This window comes from Pseudomonas sp. EU05-FHT14B02 (genome assembly GCF_058791055.1).
Window position 1 is genome coordinate 90,995 of sequence record NZ_JBYTDD010000007.1, and the last position, 23,001, is coordinate 113,995.

General features: G+C 59.9%; 18 protein-coding genes and 1 other RNA gene. 4 read left to right on the top strand and 15 right to left on the bottom strand.

Annotation, left to right across the window (positions count from 1 at the left end; genetic code table 11):
- The first annotated feature begins 79 nt into the window (after positions 1-79).
- The 3 genes from hemN (at position 80) to AC3WTM_RS09235 (ending at position 2,915) form a co-directional block, all read left to right on the top strand.
- Positions 80-1,462 carry an oxygen-independent coproporphyrinogen III oxidase gene (hemN, locus tag AC3WTM_RS09225; protein WP_102669003.1) on the top strand — a complete coding sequence of 461 codons (1,383 nt, stop codon included), beginning with the start codon at positions 80-82 and terminating at the stop codon, positions 1,460-1,462.
- A gap of 90 nt (positions 1,463-1,552) precedes the next feature.
- Entirely contained in the window at positions 1,553-2,287 is a 735-nt protein-coding gene (gene fnr, locus AC3WTM_RS09230; RefSeq protein ID WP_102668951.1) for a fumarate/nitrate reduction transcriptional regulator Fnr, read from the top strand.
- A 79-nt stretch (positions 2,288-2,366) separates the two neighbouring features.
- A complete protein-coding gene (locus tag AC3WTM_RS09235) occupies positions 2,367-2,915 on the top strand; it encodes an adenine phosphoribosyltransferase (protein WP_008057870.1) in 549 nt (182 codons plus the stop codon).
- Positions 2,916-2,981: 66 nt separating this feature from the next.
- On the opposite strand, the gene AC3WTM_RS09240 is transcribed toward AC3WTM_RS09235, so the two are convergent.
- The 5 genes from AC3WTM_RS09240 to dnaX form a co-directional block, all read right to left on the bottom strand.
- Entirely contained in the window at positions 2,982-4,130 is a 1,149-nt protein-coding gene (locus tag AC3WTM_RS09240; RefSeq protein WP_102668952.1) for an acyl-CoA dehydrogenase family protein, read from the bottom strand.
- 203 nt (positions 4,131-4,333) lie between these two features.
- Positions 4,334-4,936, bottom strand: a complete 603-nt coding sequence (recR, locus tag AC3WTM_RS09245; RefSeq protein WP_057396224.1) for a recombination mediator RecR — start codon at positions 4,934-4,936, stop codon at positions 4,334-4,336.
- A gap of 79 nt (positions 4,937-5,015) precedes the next feature.
- On the bottom strand, positions 5,016-6,047 hold the full coding sequence (gene curA, locus AC3WTM_RS09250; protein WP_102668953.1) for an NADPH-dependent curcumin/dihydrocurcumin reductase: 1,032 nt from the start codon (positions 6,045-6,047) through the stop codon (positions 5,016-5,018).
- Positions 6,048-6,235: 188 nt separating this feature from the next.
- Positions 6,236-6,574: a YbaB/EbfC family nucleoid-associated protein gene (locus tag AC3WTM_RS09255; RefSeq protein ID WP_007971455.1), complete on the bottom strand. Its 339-nt coding sequence runs from the start codon at positions 6,572-6,574 to the stop codon at positions 6,236-6,238.
- Positions 6,575-6,641: 67 nt separating this feature from the next.
- Entirely contained in the window at positions 6,642-8,717 is a 2,076-nt protein-coding gene (dnaX, locus tag AC3WTM_RS09260) for a DNA polymerase III subunit gamma/tau (protein ID WP_102668954.1), read from the bottom strand.
- A 123-nt stretch (positions 8,718-8,840) separates the two neighbouring features.
- On the opposite strand from dnaX, the gene AC3WTM_RS09265 reads away from it, so the two are divergent.
- The gene (locus AC3WTM_RS09265; RefSeq protein WP_102668955.1) at positions 8,841-9,638 is read left to right on the top strand and encodes a substrate-binding periplasmic protein; all 798 of its coding nucleotides are present in this window, start codon (positions 8,841-8,843) and stop codon (positions 9,636-9,638) included.
- Between the two features lie 90 nt (positions 9,639-9,728).
- On the opposite strand, the gene AC3WTM_RS09270 is transcribed toward AC3WTM_RS09265, so the two are convergent.
- The 10 genes from AC3WTM_RS09270 to AC3WTM_RS09315 form a co-directional block, all read right to left on the bottom strand.
- On the bottom strand, positions 9,729-10,334 hold the full coding sequence (locus tag AC3WTM_RS09270; protein WP_102668956.1) for a hypothetical protein: 606 nt from the start codon (positions 10,332-10,334) through the stop codon (positions 9,729-9,731).
- Positions 10,331-10,519, bottom strand: a complete 189-nt coding sequence (locus AC3WTM_RS09275; RefSeq protein ID WP_102668957.1) for a hypothetical protein — start codon at positions 10,517-10,519, stop codon at positions 10,331-10,333. The genes AC3WTM_RS09270 and AC3WTM_RS09275 overlap by 4 nt, the downstream gene beginning before the upstream one ends.
- A 2-nt stretch (positions 10,520-10,521) precedes the next feature.
- Positions 10,522-11,139 (bottom strand): hypothetical protein, encoded by a 618-nt coding sequence (locus AC3WTM_RS09280; protein ID WP_102668958.1) that lies wholly within the window; start codon positions 11,137-11,139, stop codon positions 10,522-10,524.
- The gene (locus AC3WTM_RS09285; RefSeq protein WP_102668959.1) at positions 11,136-12,605 is read right to left on the bottom strand and encodes a PAAR domain-containing protein; all 1,470 of its coding nucleotides are present in this window, start codon (positions 12,603-12,605) and stop codon (positions 11,136-11,138) included. Before AC3WTM_RS09285 ends, AC3WTM_RS09280 begins: the two co-directional genes overlap by 4 nt.
- A 918-nt stretch (positions 12,606-13,523) precedes the next feature.
- Positions 13,524-13,620: signal recognition particle sRNA small type (gene ffs / locus AC3WTM_RS09290), an RNA gene on the bottom strand.
- Positions 13,621-13,731: 111 nt separating this feature from the next.
- A complete protein-coding gene (locus AC3WTM_RS09295; RefSeq protein ID WP_102668961.1) occupies positions 13,732-14,898 on the bottom strand; it encodes a zinc-binding metallopeptidase family protein in 1,167 nt (388 codons plus the stop codon).
- Positions 14,899-15,050: 152 nt separating this feature from the next.
- Positions 15,051-17,408: an NAD-dependent DNA ligase LigA gene (gene ligA / locus AC3WTM_RS09300; RefSeq protein ID WP_102668962.1), complete on the bottom strand. Its 2,358-nt coding sequence runs from the start codon at positions 17,406-17,408 to the stop codon at positions 15,051-15,053.
- 91 nt (positions 17,409-17,499) lie between these two features.
- The gene (gene zipA / locus AC3WTM_RS09305; RefSeq protein WP_008050196.1) at positions 17,500-18,354 is read right to left on the bottom strand and encodes a cell division protein ZipA; all 855 of its coding nucleotides are present in this window, start codon (positions 18,352-18,354) and stop codon (positions 17,500-17,502) included.
- 257 nt (positions 18,355-18,611) lie between these two features.
- Complete coding sequence (smc, locus tag AC3WTM_RS09310; protein WP_102668963.1) at positions 18,612-22,100, bottom strand: chromosome segregation protein SMC; 3,489 nt, start codon at positions 22,098-22,100, stop codon at positions 18,612-18,614.
- A gap of 2 nt (positions 22,101-22,102) precedes the next feature.
- Positions 22,103-22,762 (bottom strand): GntR family transcriptional regulator, encoded by a 660-nt coding sequence (locus tag AC3WTM_RS09315; protein ID WP_102668964.1) that lies wholly within the window; start codon positions 22,760-22,762, stop codon positions 22,103-22,105.
- Positions 22,763-23,001: the final 239 nt, after the last annotated feature.

Below are 23,001 nucleotides of genomic sequence, written 5' to 3' on the forward strand. Positions count from 1 at the left end.
TGATGCAAATCAAGATGCCCCACCCCGCCCTCGCATAAAGTGGCTGACAATGCCAGCCTATCCGGGGAATGCCCGCATGATGCTCGACGCCATTCGTTGGGACACCGATCTGATCCGCCGTTATGACCTGGCGGGACCACGCTACACCTCGTACCCGACCGCCGTGCAATTCAACAGCCAGGTCGGCACCTTCGACCTATTTCATGCCCTGCGCGACAGCCGCAAGGCCCAACGCCCGTTGTCGCTGTACGTACACGTGCCGTTCTGCGCGAACATTTGCTATTACTGCGCCTGCAACAAGGTCATCACCAAGGATCGCGGGCGGGCGCAGCCGTATTTGCAGCGCCTGGAACAGGAAATCCAGTTGATCGCCTGCCACCTCGACCCTACGCAGAAAGTCGAGCAACTGCACTTCGGTGGCGGCACGCCGACCTTTCTCAGCCACGATGAACTACGCCAGTTGATGGCGCATTTGCGCAAACACTTCAATTTGCTGGACGACGACACCGGCGACTACGGCATCGAGATCGACCCGCGCGAGGCCGACTGGTCGACCATGGGCCTGCTGCGCGAACTAGGTTTCAATCGGGTCAGCATCGGTCTGCAAGACCTCGACCCGGCGGTGCAACGTGCAGTCAATCGCCTGCAAAGCCTGGAAGAAACCCGCGCGGTAATCGATGCCGCCCGCACCTTGCAGTTTCGCTCGATCAATATCGACCTGATCTACGGCCTGCCCAGACAGACGCCGGAGAATTTCGCCCGCACCGTCGAGGAGGTCATCAACCTGCAACCGGACAGGTTATCGGTGTTCAACTACGCACACTTGCCGGAGCGCTTCATGCCCCAGCGACGCATCAACAGCGATGAACTGCCGACACCTGCGCAGAAACTGGAAATGCTGCAGCGCACCATTGAGCAACTGATCGCCGCCGGCTACCGCTATATCGGCATGGACCACTTCGCCCTGCCCGACGACGAGCTTGCGATTGCCCAGGAAGAATCGACCCTGCAACGCAATTTCCAGGGCTATACCACCCACGGTCATTGCGATTTGATCGGCCTCGGCGTGTCGGCGATCAGCCAGATCGGCGACCTGTACTGCCAGAACAGCAGCGACCTGAACCAATACCAGAACGCGCTCGCATCCATGCAACTGGCCACCAGCCGCGGCCTGCTGTGCAATGCCGATGACCGGCTGCGGCGTGCGGTCATCCAGCAATTGATCTGCAATTTCAGTCTCGAATACGCTGACATCGAACAGGCCTTCAACATCGACTTCCAAGGCTATTTCGGCGATCTCTGGCCCCAGTTGCAATACATGGCCAAAGACGGGCTGATCGAGCTCGATCGCGACAGGATCACCATTCTGCCCGCCGGGCGACTGTTGGTGCGCTCGGTGTGCATGGTGTTCGACGCGTACCTGGAACAACACAGTCGCCAGCGATTTTCACGGGTAATCTAATTCTGCAAGCTAGCGCCCCAGACTGGCCTCGATATCCTATGGTGAGTTACCCTTACGTCTTATGTGTGAATTCCCACAAGGATTGAAGAAATGTCCGAGCCAGTAAAACTGCGTGCTCATAATCAAGCCCATTGCAAGGATTGCAGCCTGGCCCCTCTTTGCCTGCCACTTTCGCTGAATCTGGAAGACATGGAGGCGCTGGACGAAATCGTCAAACGTGGCCGGCCGCTGAAAAAAGGCGAATTTCTGTTCCGCCAGGGCGATACCTTCGATTCTGTCTACGCGGTCCGTTCTGGCGCCCTCAAGACCTTCAGCCTGAGCGACACCGGCGAAGAACAGCTCACCGGCTTCCACCTGCCCAGCGAACTGGTCGGCCTTTCGGGTATGGACACGGAAAAGCACCCTGTGTCGGCACAAGCCCTGGAAACCACCTCGGTGTGTGAAATCCCCTTTGAACGCCTCGACGAACTGGCTCTGCAACTGCCGCAGTTGCGCCGTCAGCTGATGCGGGTGATGAGTCGCGAAATCCGTGACGACCAGCAGATGATGCTGCTGTTGTCGAAAAAGACCGCCGACGAACGCATCGCCACCTTCCTGGTCAACCTTTCGGCACGTTTCCGCGCCCGAGGTTTTTCCGCCAATCAGTTCCGCCTCAGCATGTCGCGTAACGAAATCGGCAACTACCTGGGCCTGGCGGTGGAGACCGTGTCCCGCGTCTTTACCCGCTTCCAGCAAAACGAGCTGATTGCGGCAGAAGGCAAGGAAATCCGGATTATCGACCCGATCCAGCTGTGCGCCCTGGCCGGTGGCTCACTGGAAGGCTGAAACAAAACGTTGCGGCTGAGCGAAACGGTTCAGCCGCCGTTATACTGCGTCGTTTGCAGCCTGCCAGGACACCACGACGATGGTCTTCGACTCCTTCGACATCAAATCCCTCATCCGCCCTGTCATCGACTTCCCGAAACCGGGTGTGATCTTTCGCGATATCACCCCGCTGTTTCAGTCGCCTACGGCCCTGCGCCTGGTGATGGACAGCTTTGCCCACCGTTATGTCGAAGCTGACTTCACCCACATCGGCGCGATGGACGCCCGTGGCTTCCTGATCGGTTCGGTACTGGCCTATCAGTTGAACAAGCCGCTGGTGTTGTTCCGCAAGCAAGGCAAGCTGCCAGCCGACGTGCTGGCCGAGGGCTATGCGACCGAATACGGCGAAGCCTTCCTGGAAGTGCACGCCGACAGCTTGTGCGAGGGGGATTCGGTGGTGATGTTCGATGACCTGATCGCCACCGGCGGCACCTTGATTGCCGCCGCCAATCTGATCCGCCGCATGGGCGCCCGGGTGCATGAAGCGGCGGCGATCATCGATCTGCCGGAACTGGGTGGCTCGCAGCGTCTGGAAGATATGGGCATTCCTACGTTCTGCCTGACGCAGTTTGCGTTGAGCGACAAGTAAGCGGCGCCTGTCAGACCGCCATCGCGAGCAAGCTCGCGATGGCGTCAGTCGCCTCACCACATCACTTCAAAGCCCCATCTGCTTGCTGATGATCTCGTTCATCACCTCCCGCGTCCCGCCGCCAATCGACAGGATCCGGTTATCGCGATACAGCCGCTCCACCAGGCTCTCGCGCATGTAACCCAGCCCACCGAGTATCTGCACCGCATCGTTCACGATCCGGTCCGCAGTATCTGTCGCAAAATTCTTGGCCATGGAAATCTCCTTGATCACACTCTGCCCCGCAGCCATTTTCGCGGCCTGGCGGTATGTGAACTCCCGGGACACCTCCAGCGCGGTCGCCATCTCGGCGAGGCGATGCTTGATCACCTGAAACTTGCCGATCGGTTTGCCAAAGGCTTCGCGCTCGCTCGCCCATTTCAGGCTCTCTTCCAGCGCCAGCTGTGCGGTCATGTTGGCCATCAATGCCAACGCCAGGCGTTCGCTCTGGAAGTTGCCCATGATGCAGGCGAAGCCCATGTTCTCGACGCCAATCAGATTGCCTGCGGGTACGCGGCAATCATCGAAGAACAGTTCAGCGGTGTCTGACGCCCACCAGCCCATTTTCTTCAGCTGCCGTCCTACGGTGAAACCCGGTGTGCCCTTCTCGATCAGTAACAGGCTGATGCCACCGAAACCCGGTTCGCCCGTTCGCACTGCGACGGTATAGAAATCCGCGCGCACGCCGCTGGTGATAAAGGTCTTGCTGCCACTGACCCGGTAGAAATCGCCGTCGCGCACCGCTCGGGTTTGCAGGTTGGCGACGTCGGAGCCACCGCCAGGCTCGGTGATGGCCAGGGCGCTGATCTTCTCTCCCGACAGCACCTGGGGCAGCACTCGATCCCGCACTTCGGGTCGGGCCCACTTGAGAATGGGCGGCAAGCCGATATCCAGCGACCCCAGGCCGGCGACCAACCCGCCTGAGCCGCAGCGCATCAACTCTTCACTGGCGGCAACCTTGGCGAACAGATCCCCTTCGTGGCTGCCTCCGTAGGCCTCCGGGTACCCGATGCCGAGAATCCCCGCCGCGCCGGCCTTGAGGTAGAGCTCGCGAGGAAAGCTTTCGGCTTCTTCCCACTGCGAGATGTCAGGAAGAATCTCGCGCTCGACGAAACGTCTGACGCTGTCGCGGACCAATTGGTGGCTGGGGTCGAAGTATTCCTGAAAGGCAGACATCGGCGAGCTCCACTGAAGGGGTCAGTGAAGTTAACCGAGCGCTTGCTTGGTTTTCAACAGGATTGTGTCATTCAGACGGACCGCGCCGCCTGCATCGCGAGCAAGCTCGCTCACAGGGGTTCTGCGGTGCACACAAAACCAATGTGGGAGCGAGCTTGCTCCGGGCGGCGATCCGACGATGGCGTCAGCCCGAACAACACAAATTACAGGGTGATCGGCTTACGCCCGGCAAACGAATGCGCTAGCGTCCCGCCATCCACCAGCTCCAGCTCGCCACCCAGCGGTACGCCATGGGCGATGCGCGAGGCGATCAGGCCTTTGCTGCTGAGCAATTGGGCGATGTAGTGCGCCGTGGCTTCACCTTCCACGGTCGGGTTGGTGGCCAGGATGACTTCGGTGAAGGTGCCGGCCTCTTCGATCCGTGCCATCAACTGCGGAATGCCGATGGCTTCCGGCCCCAAGCCGTCGAGCGGCGACAGATGGCCCTTGAGCACGAAATAGCGCCCGCGAAAACCGGTCTGCTCCACCGCATAGACGTCCATCGGCCCTTCCACCACGCAGAGCAAGGTGTCGTCGCGACGGGTATCGGCGCATTGCGGGCACAGGTCATCTTCCGTCAGCGTACGGCACAAGCGGCAGTGACCGACCCCTTCCATGGCCTGGCTCAGGGCCAGCGCCAGTCGCGAGCCGCCGCTGCGGTCACGCTCGAGCAACTGCAACGCCATGCGCTGGGCGGTTTTCTGACCCACGCCAGGCAAAATTCGCAGGGCGTCGATCAGTTGGCGAATCAAAGGGCTGAAGCTCATGGTGGAAAAGTCCGACAAAACAACGAGACGCGGTTTATACCCGCGCCTCGGTTGAGCGTCAAATTGCAGCGTCAATTACTCAGTCCCGGGAAACCCGAACCACCAATTTTCCGAAATTGCGCCCTTCCAGCAAGCCGATGAACGCATCAGGTGCCTGCTCCAGGCCATCGACCACGTCTTCGCGGAACTTCACCTTGCCATCGCGTACCCAGGGCGCCATGGCACTGAGGAATTCCGGCTGGCGATCACCATAGTCATCGAACACGATGAAGCCCTGGATGCGCACTCGCTTGGTCAACAGGGTGCGCTGCAATAGTGGCAGGCGATCCGGGCCGCTCGGCGCCTCATGGGCGTTATAGGATGCGATCAAACCACACAGCGGAATCCGTGCCTTGGGATTGAGCAATGGCACCACGGCGTCGAACACCTTGCCGCCGACGTTTTCATAATAGATGTCGATGCCCTTGGGACAGGCTTGCGCCAGTTCGTCGGCAAAGTCCGGGCTCTTGTGGTCGATGCAGGCGTCGAAACCCAACTCGTCGACCACATAACGGCACTTCTCCGCACCACCGGCCACACCGACCACGCGCAGCCCCTTGATCTTCGCCACTTGGCCGACCACCGAGCCCACTGCCCCGGACGCCGCTGCGACCACCAGGGTTTCGCCGGCCTTCGGCTGGCCGATGTCCATCAGGCCCATGTACGCGGTCATACCCGGCATACCCAGCACCCCGAGGGCCATCGAAGGGCTTGGCAGCGCGGGAATCGGAATGATGCTGCGACCGTCATTGATGCTGTGGCTTTGCCAACCGGTGGCACCGACCACCAGGTCACCTTCCTGAAACTTCGGATTGAGCGACCGCTCGACCCGGCTGACAGCGCCCCCGGTCATGACTTCGCCGATTTCCACCGGTGCGGCGTAGGACGGTGCGTCACTCATGCGTCCGCGCATGTAGGGATCCAGCGACAGGAAAACGGTCTTGAGCAGCACCTGACCGTCGGCCAGGTCCGGCAGCGCCACCCGCTCCATACGGAAGTTTTCCGGCGTTGGCGCACCCACCGGGCGAGAAGCCAGGACAATGCGTTGATTGAGGGTCATGGGGTCGGACATGGCAGCGTCTCCTGTGATCGATGAGGTTCAGTGATGTAGGGAGCAGACCTTTGTGGCGGTATGGCGTTCGATGTTTATTCAGCAAGACCGAGGCGACTTCACAGGCACCGCATCCCTGTCAGCCAGAAACAAAAATGCCAGGTGCTATGCCTGGCATTTTTGTAACTCATCTGCCGCCTGATGGCGAATCAGAATGGCAGTTTCATGCCCGGCGGCAGTTGCATGCCGGCAGTCATGCTGCCCATTTTGTCCTGGCTGTTGGCTTCGATCTTGCGCACGGCATCGTTGACCGCGGATGCGATGACCGCTTCGAGCATTTCCTTGTCGTCTTCGCTCATGCCTTCGACCAGGCTTGGGTCGATGGTCACGCTCTTGACGTCATGACGACCGGTCATCACCACGGTGACCATATCGCCACCGGCCTTACCGGTGACTTCGGCGTTGGCCAGTTCTTCCTGCATCTTGGCCATTTTTTCCTGCATCTGCTGCGCCTGCTTCATCAGGCCGGCCATGCCACCTTTCATCATGGTAATCACCTCAAAAGTACTTGGATTAAAACAGCGCCCGGCCCATGCGGCCAGGTGCCTTCAGTTATTAGCCCTGAGTGACCAGGGCGTCGACAGGTTCAATAGTATCGTTACGGACCACCGCACCGAACTGCTGCATCATTTGCTGGATGAACGGATCACCGTGGATCGATTCCTCCGCCTCGCGCTGACGGTTGGCACGGCGGCGAGAAGCCGCTTGTGCCGGGGTTTCCTGCTCGGGCTTGATCAGCTCGATGCTCAGGGTCAGCGTGCGCTGGTGATACTGGTTCAGCGCATCGTTGAGGCGACGCTGTTGCGTGGCGTTGAACAAGGCACTGTGGGCCGGGTCCAGGTGCATCAGCCAATTGTCGCCATCGACCGCGATCAACGTGCAATTGGCGGCGATACTGCCGGTCATGCCGGAGATTGGCAATTTCGGGAACAGCTCCAGCCATTGCAGGGCCAGACCGGTGGCCGGCATCGCCGCGGGCTCAGGCTCGGGCTCCGGAGCCGGGTCGGCGGCATGCTCGCTGGCCAGTTCGTCGAGGTAACTGTAGGCCGAATCCATGTCCGGCTCGATGTAATCCTCATCCAGCGGCGGCTCGTCATCCAGGTCCATGCCCGGCGTCGCGGCATCAACGGCGACCACCGAAGGTTCCGGGATCGGCGCAGCGGTCCACTCCGGGGCATCCGGCACCACGCTGTCCGGCGTCGGCAAAGGCATTGGCGGTAATTCGGGTTGTTCGCTGGCGGTTTCCAACACCGGCTCTGCCGCCGGTTGCTGGACGGGCGCTGGCTCGACCGGGTCATTCCACGGCAGGTCGACAACCTCTTCGACCACGACCGCTTCAACCACAGGCACAAGTTCTGGCACAACGACCGGCGCAACCGGTTCCGGTGCAGGCGCTGGAGCTGCCACTGGCGCAGCCGCTATCGGTGCAACGGCCGCAGCGACTACCGGCGCAACAACCGGCGCGGCAGCCACTGAGTTTGCGGAATCAACTGTGGCCTGGCTGATCCCCACTGGCTTTAGCGGTTGCCTCGGGGCATCCGCGGTGTCTGCGGGCCGGAACGCCAGCATCCGCAGCAGCACCATTTCAAAACCGCCCCGGGGATCCGGCGCCAGCGGCAGGTCGCGGCGTCCGATCAGGCCCATCTGGTAGTAGAACTGCACGTCTTCGGCCGGCAACGCCTGGGCCAGTGCCAGCACGCGATCACGGTCGCCATGACCGTTATCGACACCTTCCGGCAAGGCCTGGGCGATGGCAACGCGGTGCAGCACATTGAGAATTTCCGAAAGCACGCCGTTCCAGTCCGGGCCTTGTTCGGCCAGGTGGCGGACAGCTTCGAGCAACGCCTTGGCATCGCCTTCGATCAGCGCATGCAGGACGTCGTAGACCTGCCCGTGATCGAGGGTCCCGAGCATCGCCCGCACGTCGGCGGCCATGACCTTGCCTTCACCGAAGGCAATGGCCTGATCGGTCAGGCTCATGGCATCACGCATCGACCCGTCGGCGGCACGGCCCAGCAGCCACAGCGCATCGTCTTCGAACGGTACGTTCTCGACACCCAGTACGTGGGTCAGGTGCTCGACAACGCGTTCCGGCGTCATGTTCTTCAGGGAGAACTGCAGGCACCGCGACAGAATCGTTGCCGGAAGTTTCTGCGGGTCAGTGGTCGCCAGGATGAACTTGACGTAGGGTGGCGGCTCCTCAAGGGTTTTGAGCAGCGCGTTGAAGGAATGACTGGAGAGCATGTGCACTTCGTCGATCAGATAGACCTTGAAGCGCCCGCGGCTCGGGGCGTACTGCACGTTGTCGAGCAATTCGCGAGTATCTTCGACCTTGGTGCGGCTAGCGGCGTCGATCTCGATCAGGTCGACAAAGCGTCCTTCGTCGATTTCGCGACACACCGAGCATTCGCCACAAGGGGTCGAAGTGATACCTGTCTCGCAGTTAAGGCATTTGGCAATGATCCGCGCGATGGTGGTCTTGCCGACCCCGCGGGTACCGGTAAAGAGGTAGGCGTGGTGCAGCCGCTGGCTGTCCAAGGCATTGATCAGAGCCTTGAGCACATGGGTCTGGCCGACCATTTCGCGGAACGAGCGCGGACGCCATTTACGTGCAAGAACCTGATAACTCATCGAAAACCGTCGCAGCGAAGGAAGCAGAAGCGGCTAATGCTAGCGGAGCAAGGGACAAATTGCATCCGGTGCGCTCGTGTATTGTGGCTAAGCTGCACATCGGGGGCTTTTAGCGGAGTGTTTATGCGGCTGGCCTTGGGGGCATTGCTGTTGATCAGCCTGGACGGCGTGGCTGCGCAAGCACCGCTGCGCTTCGTGATATCCGACAGCTGGACCATGCCCATGGTGCAGCTTGAACGGGGCAAACCGACCCAGGGCATCCTGTATGACGTGATGCTCAGCCTTGCGACCCAGGTCGGCGTGCCGGCCGAATTCCATGTATTGCCCCGCGGGCGGGTGGAAAACGCCATGGAGCAAGGCGAGGTCGATGTCCGCTGTTATGCCGCGCAATCGTGGCTGCCCGATCGGCCTGACGATTATCTCTGGAGTATCCCGCTCTTTACCCAGCCCGACCTGTTGATCGCCCGGCATGCGCAACCCGCAGCCGTGAACCCGGCGGATCTGCCAAACCAGTCCATCGGCACCGTGCTGAGCTACAGCTACACGACCCTGCAACCGTTGTTCGACACCGATCAATTGCATCGCGACGACGCACGCAGCCAGGAACAGGTGCTGGAAAAACTCCTCGCCGGCCGCAACCGCTATGCGGTCAGCAATCGATGGAGCCTGGACTGGTTCAATCAGCGCCTGCTACCGGAGCAACAGCTGCACAGCGTGGCGGTGCTGCAGGAGCAGAATGTCGGCTGCTACGTACGCAACGACCCGCAAGTGCCGGTGGAGCGCATTCTGCGCACCCTGGTGCGGATGAAGATGTCCGGGGAGATCGATGACATCATTCGGCTTTATGTCGGCAACACGCCCGCTCAATCAGAGGGCGATCAGAGCACTGCAGCAGCTCATCGAACTGCGCTGCGGCCTTGAGCACGAGGGCCATGCATTGTTGGACATCGGACCGCTCGGCAATGGGATTGGTGCCAAAGCCAATGGCGTGCCCGTCATCAAAATACAGAGTCACGGTGTAGCAAGTTCCAGGGTGATGAGGTAACGCTCCTCTGTTGGGCGCTTGTTGTCCTTGAAGCGATTAACCACCAACATCACCCGATACTGTTTGTCCACTTGCCAGTAGGCTTTTCCGCCTCTATTTACATCTCGCAACTGTGCGCGCCATTGTGGTGTATCTTCGAACGACGGGAAGTCCTGGGTTCGGATTGGCGTCCAGCCTCCTTGGCGCCATTGCTCCTGCAGATTCAGCACGACCTTGAGCGTTTCGTCGAGTAGTAGCGGCTCAATTTGCGGAGACATCCGCACACTGCTGATTGACTGATCGCTGTTGAAACTGATCGTGAAAAAACGAGCGAGTGGGGTCACGAATCCGAACTGGGGATCCAGGAAACGAAGGCGCGCATCTGATCTGGGCATTCCCCCCCGAAAATGCCCGGGTATGGCTGGATCAATCGCCGCGCTGGAGCGCTGTCGCATGTTTTCCCAAGGCTCACCAATCATCAGCGCAATTTCCGGATCATCCGAAAGCGCTTGAGTCACTACCACCGTAACAACGGCAGCGACTGCCAGTACAAGCACGCCCCGTCGCCAGCCCACGCACTGCGTCCGACTCATCGCACGCCCCGGCCTGCGGCAATGTCCAGAATCGCCTGCTGGATCAGGTGCCAATCAGAGCGCCGCAGCAGCTCATCGAACCACGCCGCCGCTTGGAGTACGAAAGGCATGCGCTGAAGGATATCGGACATGCCAGCAAGGAGATCAATACTGAAGCCAACGATGCGCCCTGCATTCATATACATGATTATGGTCTAACCCGCGCCTTGCCAAGTCCCAGCTTGATGAGATAACGCTCTTCGGACGGATGCCGATAATCTCTGAAGCGATTAACCACCAGCATCACCTGGTACTTGTCCTCCGCTCGCCAATAAGCTTTGCCCCCTTTGTTCACATCTCGCAATCGAGCACGCCATTGCTGTGTGTCTTCGAACGACGGGAAGTCCTCGGTCCGAATTGGCGTCCAGCCTCCTCGGCGCCATTGCTCCTGCAGATTCAGTACGACCTTGAGCGTTTCGTCGAGCAGTAGCGGCTCAATTTGCGGAGACATCCGCACACTGCTGATTGATTGATCGCTGTTGAAACTGATCGTGAAAAAACGAGCGAGTGGGGTCACGAATCCGAACTGGGGATCCAGGAAACGAAGGCGCGCATCTGATCTGGGCATTCCCCCCCAAAAATGCCCGGGTATGGCTGGATCAATCGCCGCGCTGGAGCGCTGTCGCATGTTTTCCCAAGGCTCACCAATCATCAGCGCAATTTCCGGATCATCCGAAAGCGCCTGAATCGCCACCACCGTAACAATGGCAGCGACTGCCAGGGCAAGGAGGCCTCGTCGCCAGTCCATGCGCTGTCTTAGGCTCACCGCACGCCCCGGCCAGCACAGATGTCCAGAATCGCCTTTTCGATCAAGTGGCGATCAGAGCGCCGTAGCAGCTCATCAAATTGCGCTGCGGCACTGAGCACGAAGGCCATGCGTTGTTGGATGTCGGACAGGTCGGCAATGGGGTTGCTGCCGAAGCCAATGGTGCGCCCATCAGCGCTGGGGCGGCACTGGCTGGCAAGCGTCAGTTCTATGGCTTCGGCGGCGCCGGACGGGATGCCGGTGATGTAGGAAACATGGTTGCTGCGCAGCAACCACACCAGTCCTCGGTCGCTGTACATCGCCGGTTGCAGGATGTTCTGCTGTTCGTGCCAAGCGAGGTGCACGACACTTTCGGCGATATTGCCAACCTCAATGGCTTCGAATGCTTGCAGGATTTGCTCGTGGTCAATACCGAACTCTAGCGTTTCCTGCGTGATTGGCCACAGCACCGGATGCTGCCCATGCCCATATATGTCGCTACGTGAAGGCAGGCAGGTTTCAAGCGCCTTCAACCCTCGCTCCTTGTAAAAAGCATGCAGCGGAAACACATCCAGAAACAGCGTGGTATTACCCATGGCCAGCATTTCGTAAACGAACTGGTAAGTCCGCTGCGCGTACGACAACGATTCACCGTCGCGCCCGAGGTCGCTGCCCGGCACCGGGTTATTGCGGCCAGCTAGCTCGTAGTCCCGCTGCGCCTGCTCAAACTCCCGCAACTTTGTCTGCCGGTCTCGCTCACTCTGGCCGAACAAGCCAAAGAAGCCTTTCCTAGCGCTGTTCTTCAAGCGTTGTACCGCCTCATGTTCCGCCTGCATCTTGTCAACCGATTCAGCGGCATGCAGCAGGCCACAACCCACCTGCTTGGAGGCGAAGGCCGCCAGCCCCGCCCACTGGAAACGCTGATCCTCCAGCCACAACCGGGCGTAAGCGGCATTGATCGCGCGATTTCGCGCCTTGGGGTCGGCGATCAAAATGCCGCCTGGCGCGACGATGGCTTCGGCTCGTTGCTGATACCCGCGCCAAAGGTTCTGGCAGACCAGTCCTGGCAGTTCGCTGAAAGACGGTGAGGGGGCTGTCCGCGTTGGCGAAAAGCCGGTTTGTTGCGGTGCGACTGGCGAGGGATTGGGGGGCGGCGCTGCAGCGGGTTGAGCGGTGGCTCGGGCACGCGGCGCGAAGCCGCCCTCGATCTCTTGACAACTGAGGGTCTGGTTGGCAATCAGCCGCGGCGGTGGGTCGCACTTGCACTTGCACAGGTCACCGTCCAGAGCGGCGTTACGCTCCTCCAGCAGGTCCACCAGACGCGGGCCGTCACAGACAATCCTTCCGATGCTGTCGCATTTCGGGCAATCGACCTCATCGCCTTCGCGGGCCATAGCCTGACCATTGATCGTGCTGCAGTCCCAACCGGTACGCACGGTGCCGTCGGCAGTGGTTTTTGCCCCGACGGTGATGTGATAGCGCCTCATGCCTGATCTGTCCTTGTGTTGTCTGCAGGGACGGGCACGGTAGGCAAGGAGAAGGCAGGGATAAATCGGATGTTTCTTTGATTGATGTAGGGCTTTTCTTTAGAGCGTGAAACATCTAACTACGAGGCGGTCTTCCTACAAAAAATACCCAAAAGGGGATACCTGCGGGTCAGCACCAAAGAACATCGAGACAGATGGATAAACAACAGAAAGACACCCTGAGCCGAGGAGTTTTCGGAGGGTAACCAACAGGAATAGGGACAGAAAAAGTTCGCAACAAGCAATGCTTCGAGGAGGCCCGCTTGGGCCACCCACGATGCTGCACTATTTGAAGGATTTACCAGCAGTTCATTACCACCCTCAATCGCGAGGCTTGGTGCCGTATTTTCCGGTGTACGGATTCAAATTTCCCTTCGTACTATAGTTATTATTCCTAGTTGCATCTGGATTTGTAGCATGGGAAGGTCGGACATACGTTCCATTGCTTCGCGTATACCCACTGATAGTATGATCAGAACGACTTCCATAAGAATAACTAGATTTGTACGAAGAATTCCCGCCGTAACTACTACCACGAGCATAAACATTCCCTGAAAGCGCCACTGCTGCCGCTACAGCCGCCAAAAACAACACCTTTCTCATGCAGCCCTCCCCCTTTTTCAGATCAATGATAGCTCAACGATATCACGCCCAAAGCTTAGACGATAAAAGCTCTCTAGAACACTTTAGGTAACGCACAGCGGAGGCAAAGGCGATGGTGGGGAGCCTAAACTTTGAATGGAAGCACTTGGAGGCGAGAAAGGGTCAGCTATGATCGTCTGTGCGGCGCACCATTTCGACGTACCTAAACGCTGTCACACTTCGAGTTTTTTGACCGAGAAATCCTTGAGAATTCAAGGACCTAGAGATAGGTGGTAACCCTACCAGCCACACCCCGGCACACAATGTCACCGCTGCGGCTGCTCCCTTCCAGGCCTGACCGGGTTCACGGTTGATCGTTGCGGGGGGACCGATAGGGTCACCATAACGACGCTCACCTGTCGGCGAGCCGCGCCATTGTACCTATCTGAGGCGAAGTTACAACCGTTGGTTTCGGATTAAAAACATGAGGAGCTTCAAGCACTTGCTATTGCGCCTCAAGCACCTCGTCCGCCCTGCCGCCCTCCTGCTGAATCACCAGGTGAATAAAGTGCAGCTTGGCAATGACCGATGGCGGCAGGACGAACGGATAGAAATCCGGCTGCCCCATGCTGCGTGACAATTCGTTGAGCATGCCCGCCAGTTCGATCCAGGCATTGACGAACGACAGGAACGCCGCGCCGCCGGGATGCTGCGGATCGTAAAGGGTTTGAGGCGGAAACGGCTGATAGTCGAAGTCCATTTCCCGGGCACTCATGCCAAACCCCAGCGCGGTGTCCACCGCATCCATCATGTGCAGGTAATGCGCCCAGGTTTCCGCCCAGTCTTCCCACGGGTGCATGGTGGCGTAGGCGCTGACGCAGTGCTGCTGCCAGTCGAGCGGTGCTCCCTGCTGATAATGCCGCTCGAGGGCTTCGGCATAGCTGGCGCGCTCATCGCCAAACAATCCGCGAAAAGGCTCAAGCCACTGGCCATGGGCAATCAACCGATCCCAGTAGTAGTGCCCGACTTCGTGACGAAAATGCCCGAGCAGCGTGCGATAGGGTTCGTGCATTTGCACCCGCACCTGCTCGCGGTGCGCATCGTCGGCTTCCTTGATATCGAGGGTGACCAGGCCATTGGCGTGCCCGGTAGTGGGCGGTTTGTCTTCGAGGTCCACGCCGATGAAATCGAAGGCAAGGCCCGTGTCTTCATCGACGGTTTTGGGAATCACCTGTAACCCCAGGCTGAGCAGTTGCGCGACCAGACGCCGCTTGGCGGTTTCCACCTTGCGCCAGCGCTCGTGGTTTTCTGTGATCGACAGGTCAGGAATCGTGCGATTCAAGCTACAAGCCATGCACAAGGTTTCGTGATGATTGGCTGGGAGCAGCCAATTACACGCCGCAGGTGAATCGAGATTGGCGCAGCGGCGGACCGCACCAGCCTCAGGATCGGCGTCGAGCAACCAGGTGTCGGGGTGTTCAGCCGGTTGCAGCGAAGATAAACGGCTTTGCTCCGGCTGATAACCCAACGCCGCCGAACAGGCCAGGCACTGACTGTTGCGAAAAAACAGCGACTGCCCGCAACGACACGGCCAGACCTTGCTGTTGCGCGAACTTTCGCCCATGAACGGCGCGGCGATGCGCGAGCTGAGCTGTTCGAAGAAACGGTACATGGCGATCTCTCCCTGGGCTTGCCAAGACTAGATCATTTCCGAGAGGTGATCGTTCCCGCTTTCTGCGGGGCTGCTGAAATCGCCTTCGCGAGCAAGCCCGCTCCCACAGAGGAATGCGGTCTAATGTGGGAGCGGGCTTGCTCGCGAAGGCTTCACACCGAAATATCGTGCTTGCGCAGAAACTCGACAAACGCCTCTTCATCCAGCACCTTCAACCCCAGCTCATTGGCCTTGGTCAACTTCGAACCGGCACCCGGTCCAGCCACCACACAATGAGTCTTGGCCGATACGGAGCCCGCTACCTTGGCACCGAGGCTTTCGAGTTTGTCCTTGGCCACATCGCGACTCATCAGCTCCAGCGAGCCGGTCAGCACCCAGGTCTGCCCGGCCAGCGGCAAGCCTTCGACGACCTTCTTCTCGCTCTGCCAATGCATGCCGAAATCGGCCAGTTGTTTTTCGGCCGCTTCGGCCAATTGGCGATTGGCCTCGACCGCAAAGAACTCACGCACGGAATTGGCCTGTTTCTCCGGCAGCGCCTGGCGCATGTCCAGCCAGTCCGCGCCGATCACCGCCTGCAGCGAGCCGAATTTGTCCGCCAGTTTCTGCGCGCCCCCTGGACCGACCAATGGAATATGCAGCTTGTCGAGGAAACCACCCAGCGTGGTGCTCGCCGAAAACTCGGCGCCCAATTCGCCCTGATCCTGAATCTGCAAACCATGCTTGAGCAAATCAGCGATCACCTGCCGGTTATGCGCATCCTCGAAGAAGCTGTGGATCTCATGCGCGACTTCCAGGCCAACATCCGGCAAGTACGTCAGCACCTGCGGCAAGGCCTGCTGCACCCGCTCCAGCGAACCCAGGGAGCGTGCCAGCACCTTGGCTGTCTCCTCGCCGACATCAGGAATCCCGAGGGCGTAGATGAATCGCGCCAGGCCAGGTTTCTTGCTGTCTTCTATGGCACTGAGCAGTTTGTTGCTCGATACCTCGGCAAAACCTTCAAGATCGACAATGTCTTCGAACTTGAGCGCGTAGAGATCGGCCGGCGAACTTACCAGGCCCTCATCCACCAATTGCTCGACACTCTTGTCGCCCAAACCTTCGATGTCCATCGCACGTCGCGACACGAAGTGAATGATCGCCTGCTTCAATTGCGCACCGCAGGCAAGACGCCCGACGCAGCGATACACCGCGCCTTCGCTGACCGTCTCGCGGCCTTTGCTGCGCTTGATCAGTTGCGCGCGCTCGACATGGGAACCGCACACCGGACATTGCTCGGGAATCTGTACTGGCCGGGCGTTTTCCGGACGACGCTCCATGACCACTTGCACCACTTGCGGAATCACGTCACCGGCACGGCGGATGATCACTGTGTCACCGATCATCAGGCCCAGGCGCGCGACTTCGTCCATGTTGTGCAAGGTGGCGTTGGCCACCGTGACGCCCGCGACCTTGACCGGTTTCAGACGCGCCACCGGCGTCACCGCCCCGGTGCGGCCGACCTGGAATTCCACATCGAGCAGCTCGGTGAGTTCTTCCATCGCCGGGAATTTGTGGGCGATGGCCCAGCGCGGTTCGCGGGCGCGGAAACCCAGTTCGCGCTGGGAGGCAATGCTGTTGACCTTGAACACCACGCCGTCGATTTCATACGGCAGCGCGCTGCGACGCTCACCGATGTCACGGTAGTAATCCAGGCACTCGGCGATGCCGTGCGCCAGTTTCAACTCATGACTGATCGGCATGCCCCAGGCCTGGAGTTGCTGCAAATTACCGATGTGCGTATCGGCGATGTCCGCCGACACCTGGCCGATTCCGTAGCAGCAGAACTCCAGCGGGCGATTGGCGGTGATCTTCGAGTCCAGCTGGCGCAAACTGCCCGCCGCCGCGTTGCGCGGGTTGGCAAAGGTCTTGCCGCCGACTTCCAGTTGCGTGGCGTTGAGCCGCTCGAAACCGGCCTTGGACATGAACACTTCGCCGCGCACTTCCAGGGTCGCCGGCCAGCCGGTGCCGTGAAGCTTGAGCGGAATGTTGCGTACGGTGCGCACGTTGACGCTGATGTCTTCGCCGGTGGTGCCATCGCCGCGGGTCGCGCCGCGCACCAGCACGCCATCCTGATACAGCAGGCTGACGGCCAGGCCATCGAGCTTGGGCTCACAGCTATATTCAACGGTTGCGCCGCCACCGAACAGGTCGCCCGCCGGCAGGTCCAGGCCTTCGGTCACCCGGCGGTCGAACTCACGCATGTCGGTTTCTTCGAAGGCGTTACCGAGACTGAGCATCGGCACTTCGTGACGCACCTGGGTAAACGCCGACAGCGCCGCGCTGCCCACTCGCTGGGTTGGCGAGTCGCTGGTGATCAGTTCGGGATTGGCTGCTTCCAGCGCCTTGAGCTCGCTGAACAAGCGGTCGTATTCGGCGTCCGGAATGCTCGGTTCATCAAGCACGTGGTAACGATAGTTGTGCTGATCCAGCTCAGCGCGCAGCTCTAAAATACGGTTCTTGGCGGCGGTCATGGGTGTTCTCTCATAAAGCAAAAGAGCAGCCGAGGCTGCTCAATCTGTTTTGCCGATCATCCCGCGCACCGCGCGGGAATAACCATTTCAATCAACGTTTCTGGGTCAGGGCGCGGCGTTCGAACTCGACAATGCGCTGACGGTAGTGCTCGATCGTCTGGGCGGTCAGTACGCTGCGCTGGTCGTCCTTCAGCTCACCGTTGAGCTCCTGGGACAATTTGCGCGCCGCTGCCACCATCACGTCGAAGGCCTGCTTCGGATGGCGAGGGCCTGGCAGCCCCAGGAAGAAGCTCACCGCCGGCGTGCTGAAGTGGTCGATGTCGTCCAGGTCGAATACGCCAGGCTTGACGGCGTTGGCCATGGAGAACAGCACTTCACCGTTGCCGGCCATGCTTTCGTGACGGTGGAAAATGTCCATCTCGCCGAAACGCAGGCCGCTTTCCAGAATGTTCTGCAACAGCGCCGGGCCCTTGAAGCCGGCAGCGTCGCGGCAGATCACGCTGATCACCAGCACTTCTTCGGCTTGCGGCTGATCCTTGTCGTTAACCGCTGGTGCGGATTTGGTGTCGTCCGGGAAATCGTCGTCGCGACTGCTGAAGCTCGGGCCGCCGTCCAGATCCAGGCTGAGGTTCATGTCGCCCTGGGAAGGCTCGCTGTGGCCACGCTTGCCGCGTTTGGAGCCCGACTCGCGAGGCTCCCGGGCCGGCATGCTCACCGATGGCAGATCCTGCTCGTCCAGTTGCGGCTCTTTATGTGCGTCCAGCACGCGCGGCGGGCCCAGCAGCTCGGCGCTGCTGTCCTCGTCCGGCAGGTTGGACAGACTTCGATCAAGACGGAACTTCAGTTTTCCCTTGCCACCGCGCATACGGCGCCAGCCATCGAAAAGAATACCGGCAATGACAATAATGCCGATGACGATCAGCCACTCGCGCAGACCGATTTCCATGTAATCCCGTGCCTCTATAAAAAATGCTGAAAAATAAGGGGTTTACAACCTGCAAACCGCTTTAAAACGTGGCGCCAACTCTATGTTCTGACAGGCGTTTTGCCCACGTATACGAAAAATTGACATTAAACTAGCACGACCAAAGGCAACTTTACACCGTCTACCACGTTGGCTAGCGCGAATATGTCGATTGGCCAGCAAGTCGAAGCCAGGAAGAGAGTCCTACAAACCGCAAACACTCCTCCTACAACCACGACTCAGGCATCCACCATCGCCATCGCCTCCTCGACATCCACCGCCACCAGACGTGAACAACCGGGTTCGTGCATCGTCACACCCATCAGTTGTTCGGCCATTTCCATGGCGATCTTGTTGTGGGTGATATAGATGAACTGCACTGTCTGTGACATCTCTTTTACCAATCGCGCGTAGCGTCCAACGTTAGCGTCATCCAGTGGCGCGTCAACCTCATCGAGCATGCAGAACGGCGCCGGGTTCAACTTGAAGATCGCAAAAACCAGAGCCAATGCGGTCAGGGCCTTTTCGCCGCCGGAGAGCAAATGGATGGTGCTGTTCTTCTTTCCTGGCGGCTGCGCCATGATTGTTACCCCTGTATCGAGTAGATCTTCGCCCGTCAGTTCCAAATACGCGCGGCCTCCACCGAAAACTTTTGGGAAAAGTGCCTGTAAACCGCCATTGATCTGATCAAAGGTATCCTTGAAACGGTTGCGGGTTTCCTTGTCGATCTTGCGAATCACGTTCTCAAGGGTTTCAAGGGCTTCCACCAGATCGTCGTTCTGCGCATCCAGATAACGCTTACGCTCCGATTGTTGCTGGTACTCATCGATGGCCGCCAGGTTGATCGCGCCCAGACGCTGGATCCTGGCGGCGATGCGCTCGAGTTCTTCCTCTGCTTCCTTCTCGCTGGCCTCGGCAGTCAGGGTCGCGAGTACGCCGTGGAGATCGTAGCCGTCTTCCAGCAATTGGTCCTGCAAAGTCTTGCGACGCACTGTCAGTGCTTGCCATTCCATGCGCTGGGTTTCGAGCTGGCTGCGAATCAACTGGGATTGCTGTTCAGCCTGACTGCGGCGCTTCTCGGCGTCGCGCAGTTCGCGGTCGGCATCTTCGAGGGCGATCTGCGCGGTCTTGAGCTCTTCGTCGACGGTCATGCGCTTGTCGAGCAACTCCTCGAGTTTCAGGCGCAGCTCTTCCAGTGGCGCTTCGCCCTCCTCCAGATTGAGGCTCAGTTGCTCGCGTTTTTCAGTCAGGCGCTCGGACTGCATCTCCAGCCGCTCCAGCGCCTGGCGCGTCGAATCATGCTGCGCCTTGAGCGAGCCCAGACGCACCGCCAGCTGATGGGCGTGGTCCTTGTGCTGCCGCGCTTCCTGACGCACCCGGTCCAGACGCTCACGCAGGCTGTCGCGCTGGGCCAGCAGCAACTCACGCTGCTCGGTGTCCTGCGCCATGCTGTCGAGGGCTTCCTGCAATTGCAGGCGCGCTTCGCCGATGTTTTCGTGTTCCAGCGCTCGCTGCTCATCGAGTTCGAGGAGCTCTTCGTCGAGGCGGGTACGGCGCAGGGTCAATTGTTCGGCCTTGGCCTTGCCGGCAGACAATTGAGCCTTCAACTCACCTTGCTGACGGGCTTCGTCCTGCAGCAAACGGCGCAGATGTTCGCGACCGTTCTCCTGCTGACGCTGCTGTGCCCTGAGATTCTGCAGTCGGGTTTCCAGGGTTTCGACAGCGGCTTCACGCTCTTCGCGCTCCAGGCCCAATTGCTGGATTTCCTGACCCCGGGCGAGCACGCCGCTTTCCGCTTCACTGGCCCGACGGACCCGCAGAAAATGCCGACCGACCCAGTAACCGTCACGGCTGATCAGGCTCTGCCCAGCAGCCAATTGACTGCGCAAGGCCAAGGCCTGTTCGAGACTGTCCACCGGCTTGATCTGCCCCAGCCATGGCGACAGATCGAGCTGCGCCTCGACCTTGTCCAGCAGGCTGCCCGGCACCCGTACGCCATCGCTGGACGGGCTGAGCAAGCGCAAGTCGCCCTGGGCAAACCCGGACAGATCGAAATCGTTGAAGTCGTCCACCAGCACCGCTTGCAGGTCGGCACCCAGCACGGTTTCCACCGCCAGTTCCCAACCGGCCTCAACCTTCAGGCCTTCGGCCAGGCGCGGGCGATTCGCAAGATTCTGTTCGCGCAGCCATTCGGCGGTACCGGTACCCGGATCGAGCGCGGCTTGCTGCAAGGCTTCAAGCGAAGCCAGCCGACCGTTGAGCCGCTGCAAATCACCCTGGGCCTGTTGTTGCGCCGACAGCGCCTGCTGCAGCTCCTGACGCAATTGCTCAAGCTTTTCGACCTGAGCTTCTTCGCTGGTCTGCAAATCCTCAAGGGTCGCTTCGGATTCAGCGAGCTGCTCGCTGAGCGCCATGATCGCCGCGTCTTCCGGGTCCGCCGAGAGCAAAGCGCGTTCTTCACCAAGACGTTTCTGGCGATCGGCCAGGCGCTCCAGGCTGGTTTCCAGCTGCTGGATCCGCGATTGCTGCACTTCGGCCTGACGGCGCGGCTCGGCGGCGGTGAGGTTGAACGTATCCCACTGCTCTTGCCAGCCGTGCATGGTGGTTTCGGATTCTTCCAGCGCGGCAGCGGCCTCTTCGGCGGCGGCGCTGGTGACTTCCTGCTCTGGGGTGAGCATGTCCAGCTCTTCGCCGAGGGTCAGCAGCAACGTGCGGTCGTGGCCCAGGTGCGATTCGGTTTCCAGGCGCGCGCGCTCGGCCTCTTTCAGGTCATCCTGCAATTGGCGCAAACGCTGCTGACCGTGCTGGATGCTCTGCTCGACCCGGGCAATGTCGCCGCCGACCGAGTAGAAGCGCCCCTGCACCAGGTTGAAGCACTCCGACAGGTCGTGGTGCCCGTCACGCAGGCGCTCGATGCTTGCGTCGGCATTGCGCTGTTCGGCCACCAAGGCTTCGAAAGAAACTTCCTGGTTGCCGATGATCGCTTCACGCTGGCCGACCTGATCGTTCAGCGCCTGCCAGCGCAGGGCCGACAGCTGGGCCTTGAGCTGACGCTCCTCGCCCTTGAGTTCCTGATACTTCTTGGCGGCCTCGGCCTGGCGGTGCAAGCGTTCGAGCTGACGCTCAAGCTCTTCGCGCAGGTCGGTCAGGCGCTCAAGGTTTTCGTGGGTGCGGCGGATGCGGTTTTCCGTCTCGCGCCGGCGTTCCTTGTACTTGGAGATACCCGCGGCTTCTTCGATGAAGTTGCGCAGGTCTTCGGGCTTGGACTCGATCAGCTTGGAGATCATCCCCTGCTCGATGATCGAGTAGCTGCGCGGGCCAAGGCCGGTGCCGAGGAAGATGTCGGTGATGTCGCGGCGCCGGCATTTGGTGCCGTTGAGGTAATAGGTAGTCTGGCTGTCGCGGGTCACTTTGCGGCGAATGGAGATTTCCGCATAAGCGGCGTACTCCCCGAGCAAGGTGCCGTCGGAGTTGTCGAACACCAGTTCGATGCTCGCCTGGCTCACCGGCTTGCGGCTGGTGGAACCGTTGAAGATGACGTCGGTCATCGATTCGCCGCGCAGGTTCTTCGCCGAACTCTCGCCCATCACCCAGCGCACGGCGTCGATGATGTTCGATTTGCCGCAGCCATTGGGCCCGACCACCGCCGCCATGTTACTGGGGAAGTTCACCGTGGTCGGGTCGACGAAGGATTTGAACCCCGCCAGCTTGATGCACTTGAGCCGCAAGATCAGGCGTCCGTCAAGGCGGATATCACCAGATCGCAACTGCGCTGGGCGTAAGCCGTCAGCACTTCGCGAATCTGCACAAAGTCACGGGCCAGCACGGCAGCGAGCAAGCGCTCGAACAGCTCGAGGAATTCGCTCATCGACGCTTTGCGCTGGTCCAGCGCGAGGAAATATGCACGGCTCATGGCCGGCTGCAGATTCTCGACTGTCTCCTGCAAGTACGGGTTGTTGGCGAACGGATACGCGGCGCGCATCACGTTGAAACTGTCGTCGACGAAAGTGCGGATGTCCTGACGCTCGTAGCTGGCAGTCAGGCGTTGCTGGATCTGCACGAACGGCGCCATGTCGGCCTGGGTTTTCCAGCCGCTGGCCACGGAGTTACCGAGCAGGATATAGAGTTCGCTCATCAGCGTGCACAGGCTCTGCACCTTGTGCGGCGTGAGCTCGGTGACGTGGGCGCCACGTCGCGGCAGGATCGCGATCAGGTGCCGACGCTCGAGGATCAGCAAGGCCTCGCGGACCGAACCGCGGCTGACGTTGAGGGCCAGCGTGACCTTCTGTTCCTGGATGCGCTCTCCGGGCTTCATTTCACCGCGAATGATGCGTTCGGCGAGGTGGTGAGCGATTTGCTCGGCGAGGCTGTCCGGCGCCTTGAACGTCATGGTTGTCCTTCAAACTCTTTGATCTGTACAAGCGGCGCAGTGTAGCGCAATTGCTGCGTCAGGGCGGAGTGCCCGCCCGGAGGTTTTTGGCACGATTCAAGCAAATTCAAGCAAAAAGGCAGGCTATCGAACCAGCGACAATAATTAAGGAACAAGTGGTTAATCGACAAACTGCAATTTCCTGACCTTTAAGTCAGAAAATCATTGACCGAAAAGTCAGACCTGCTAAATTCAGTTCC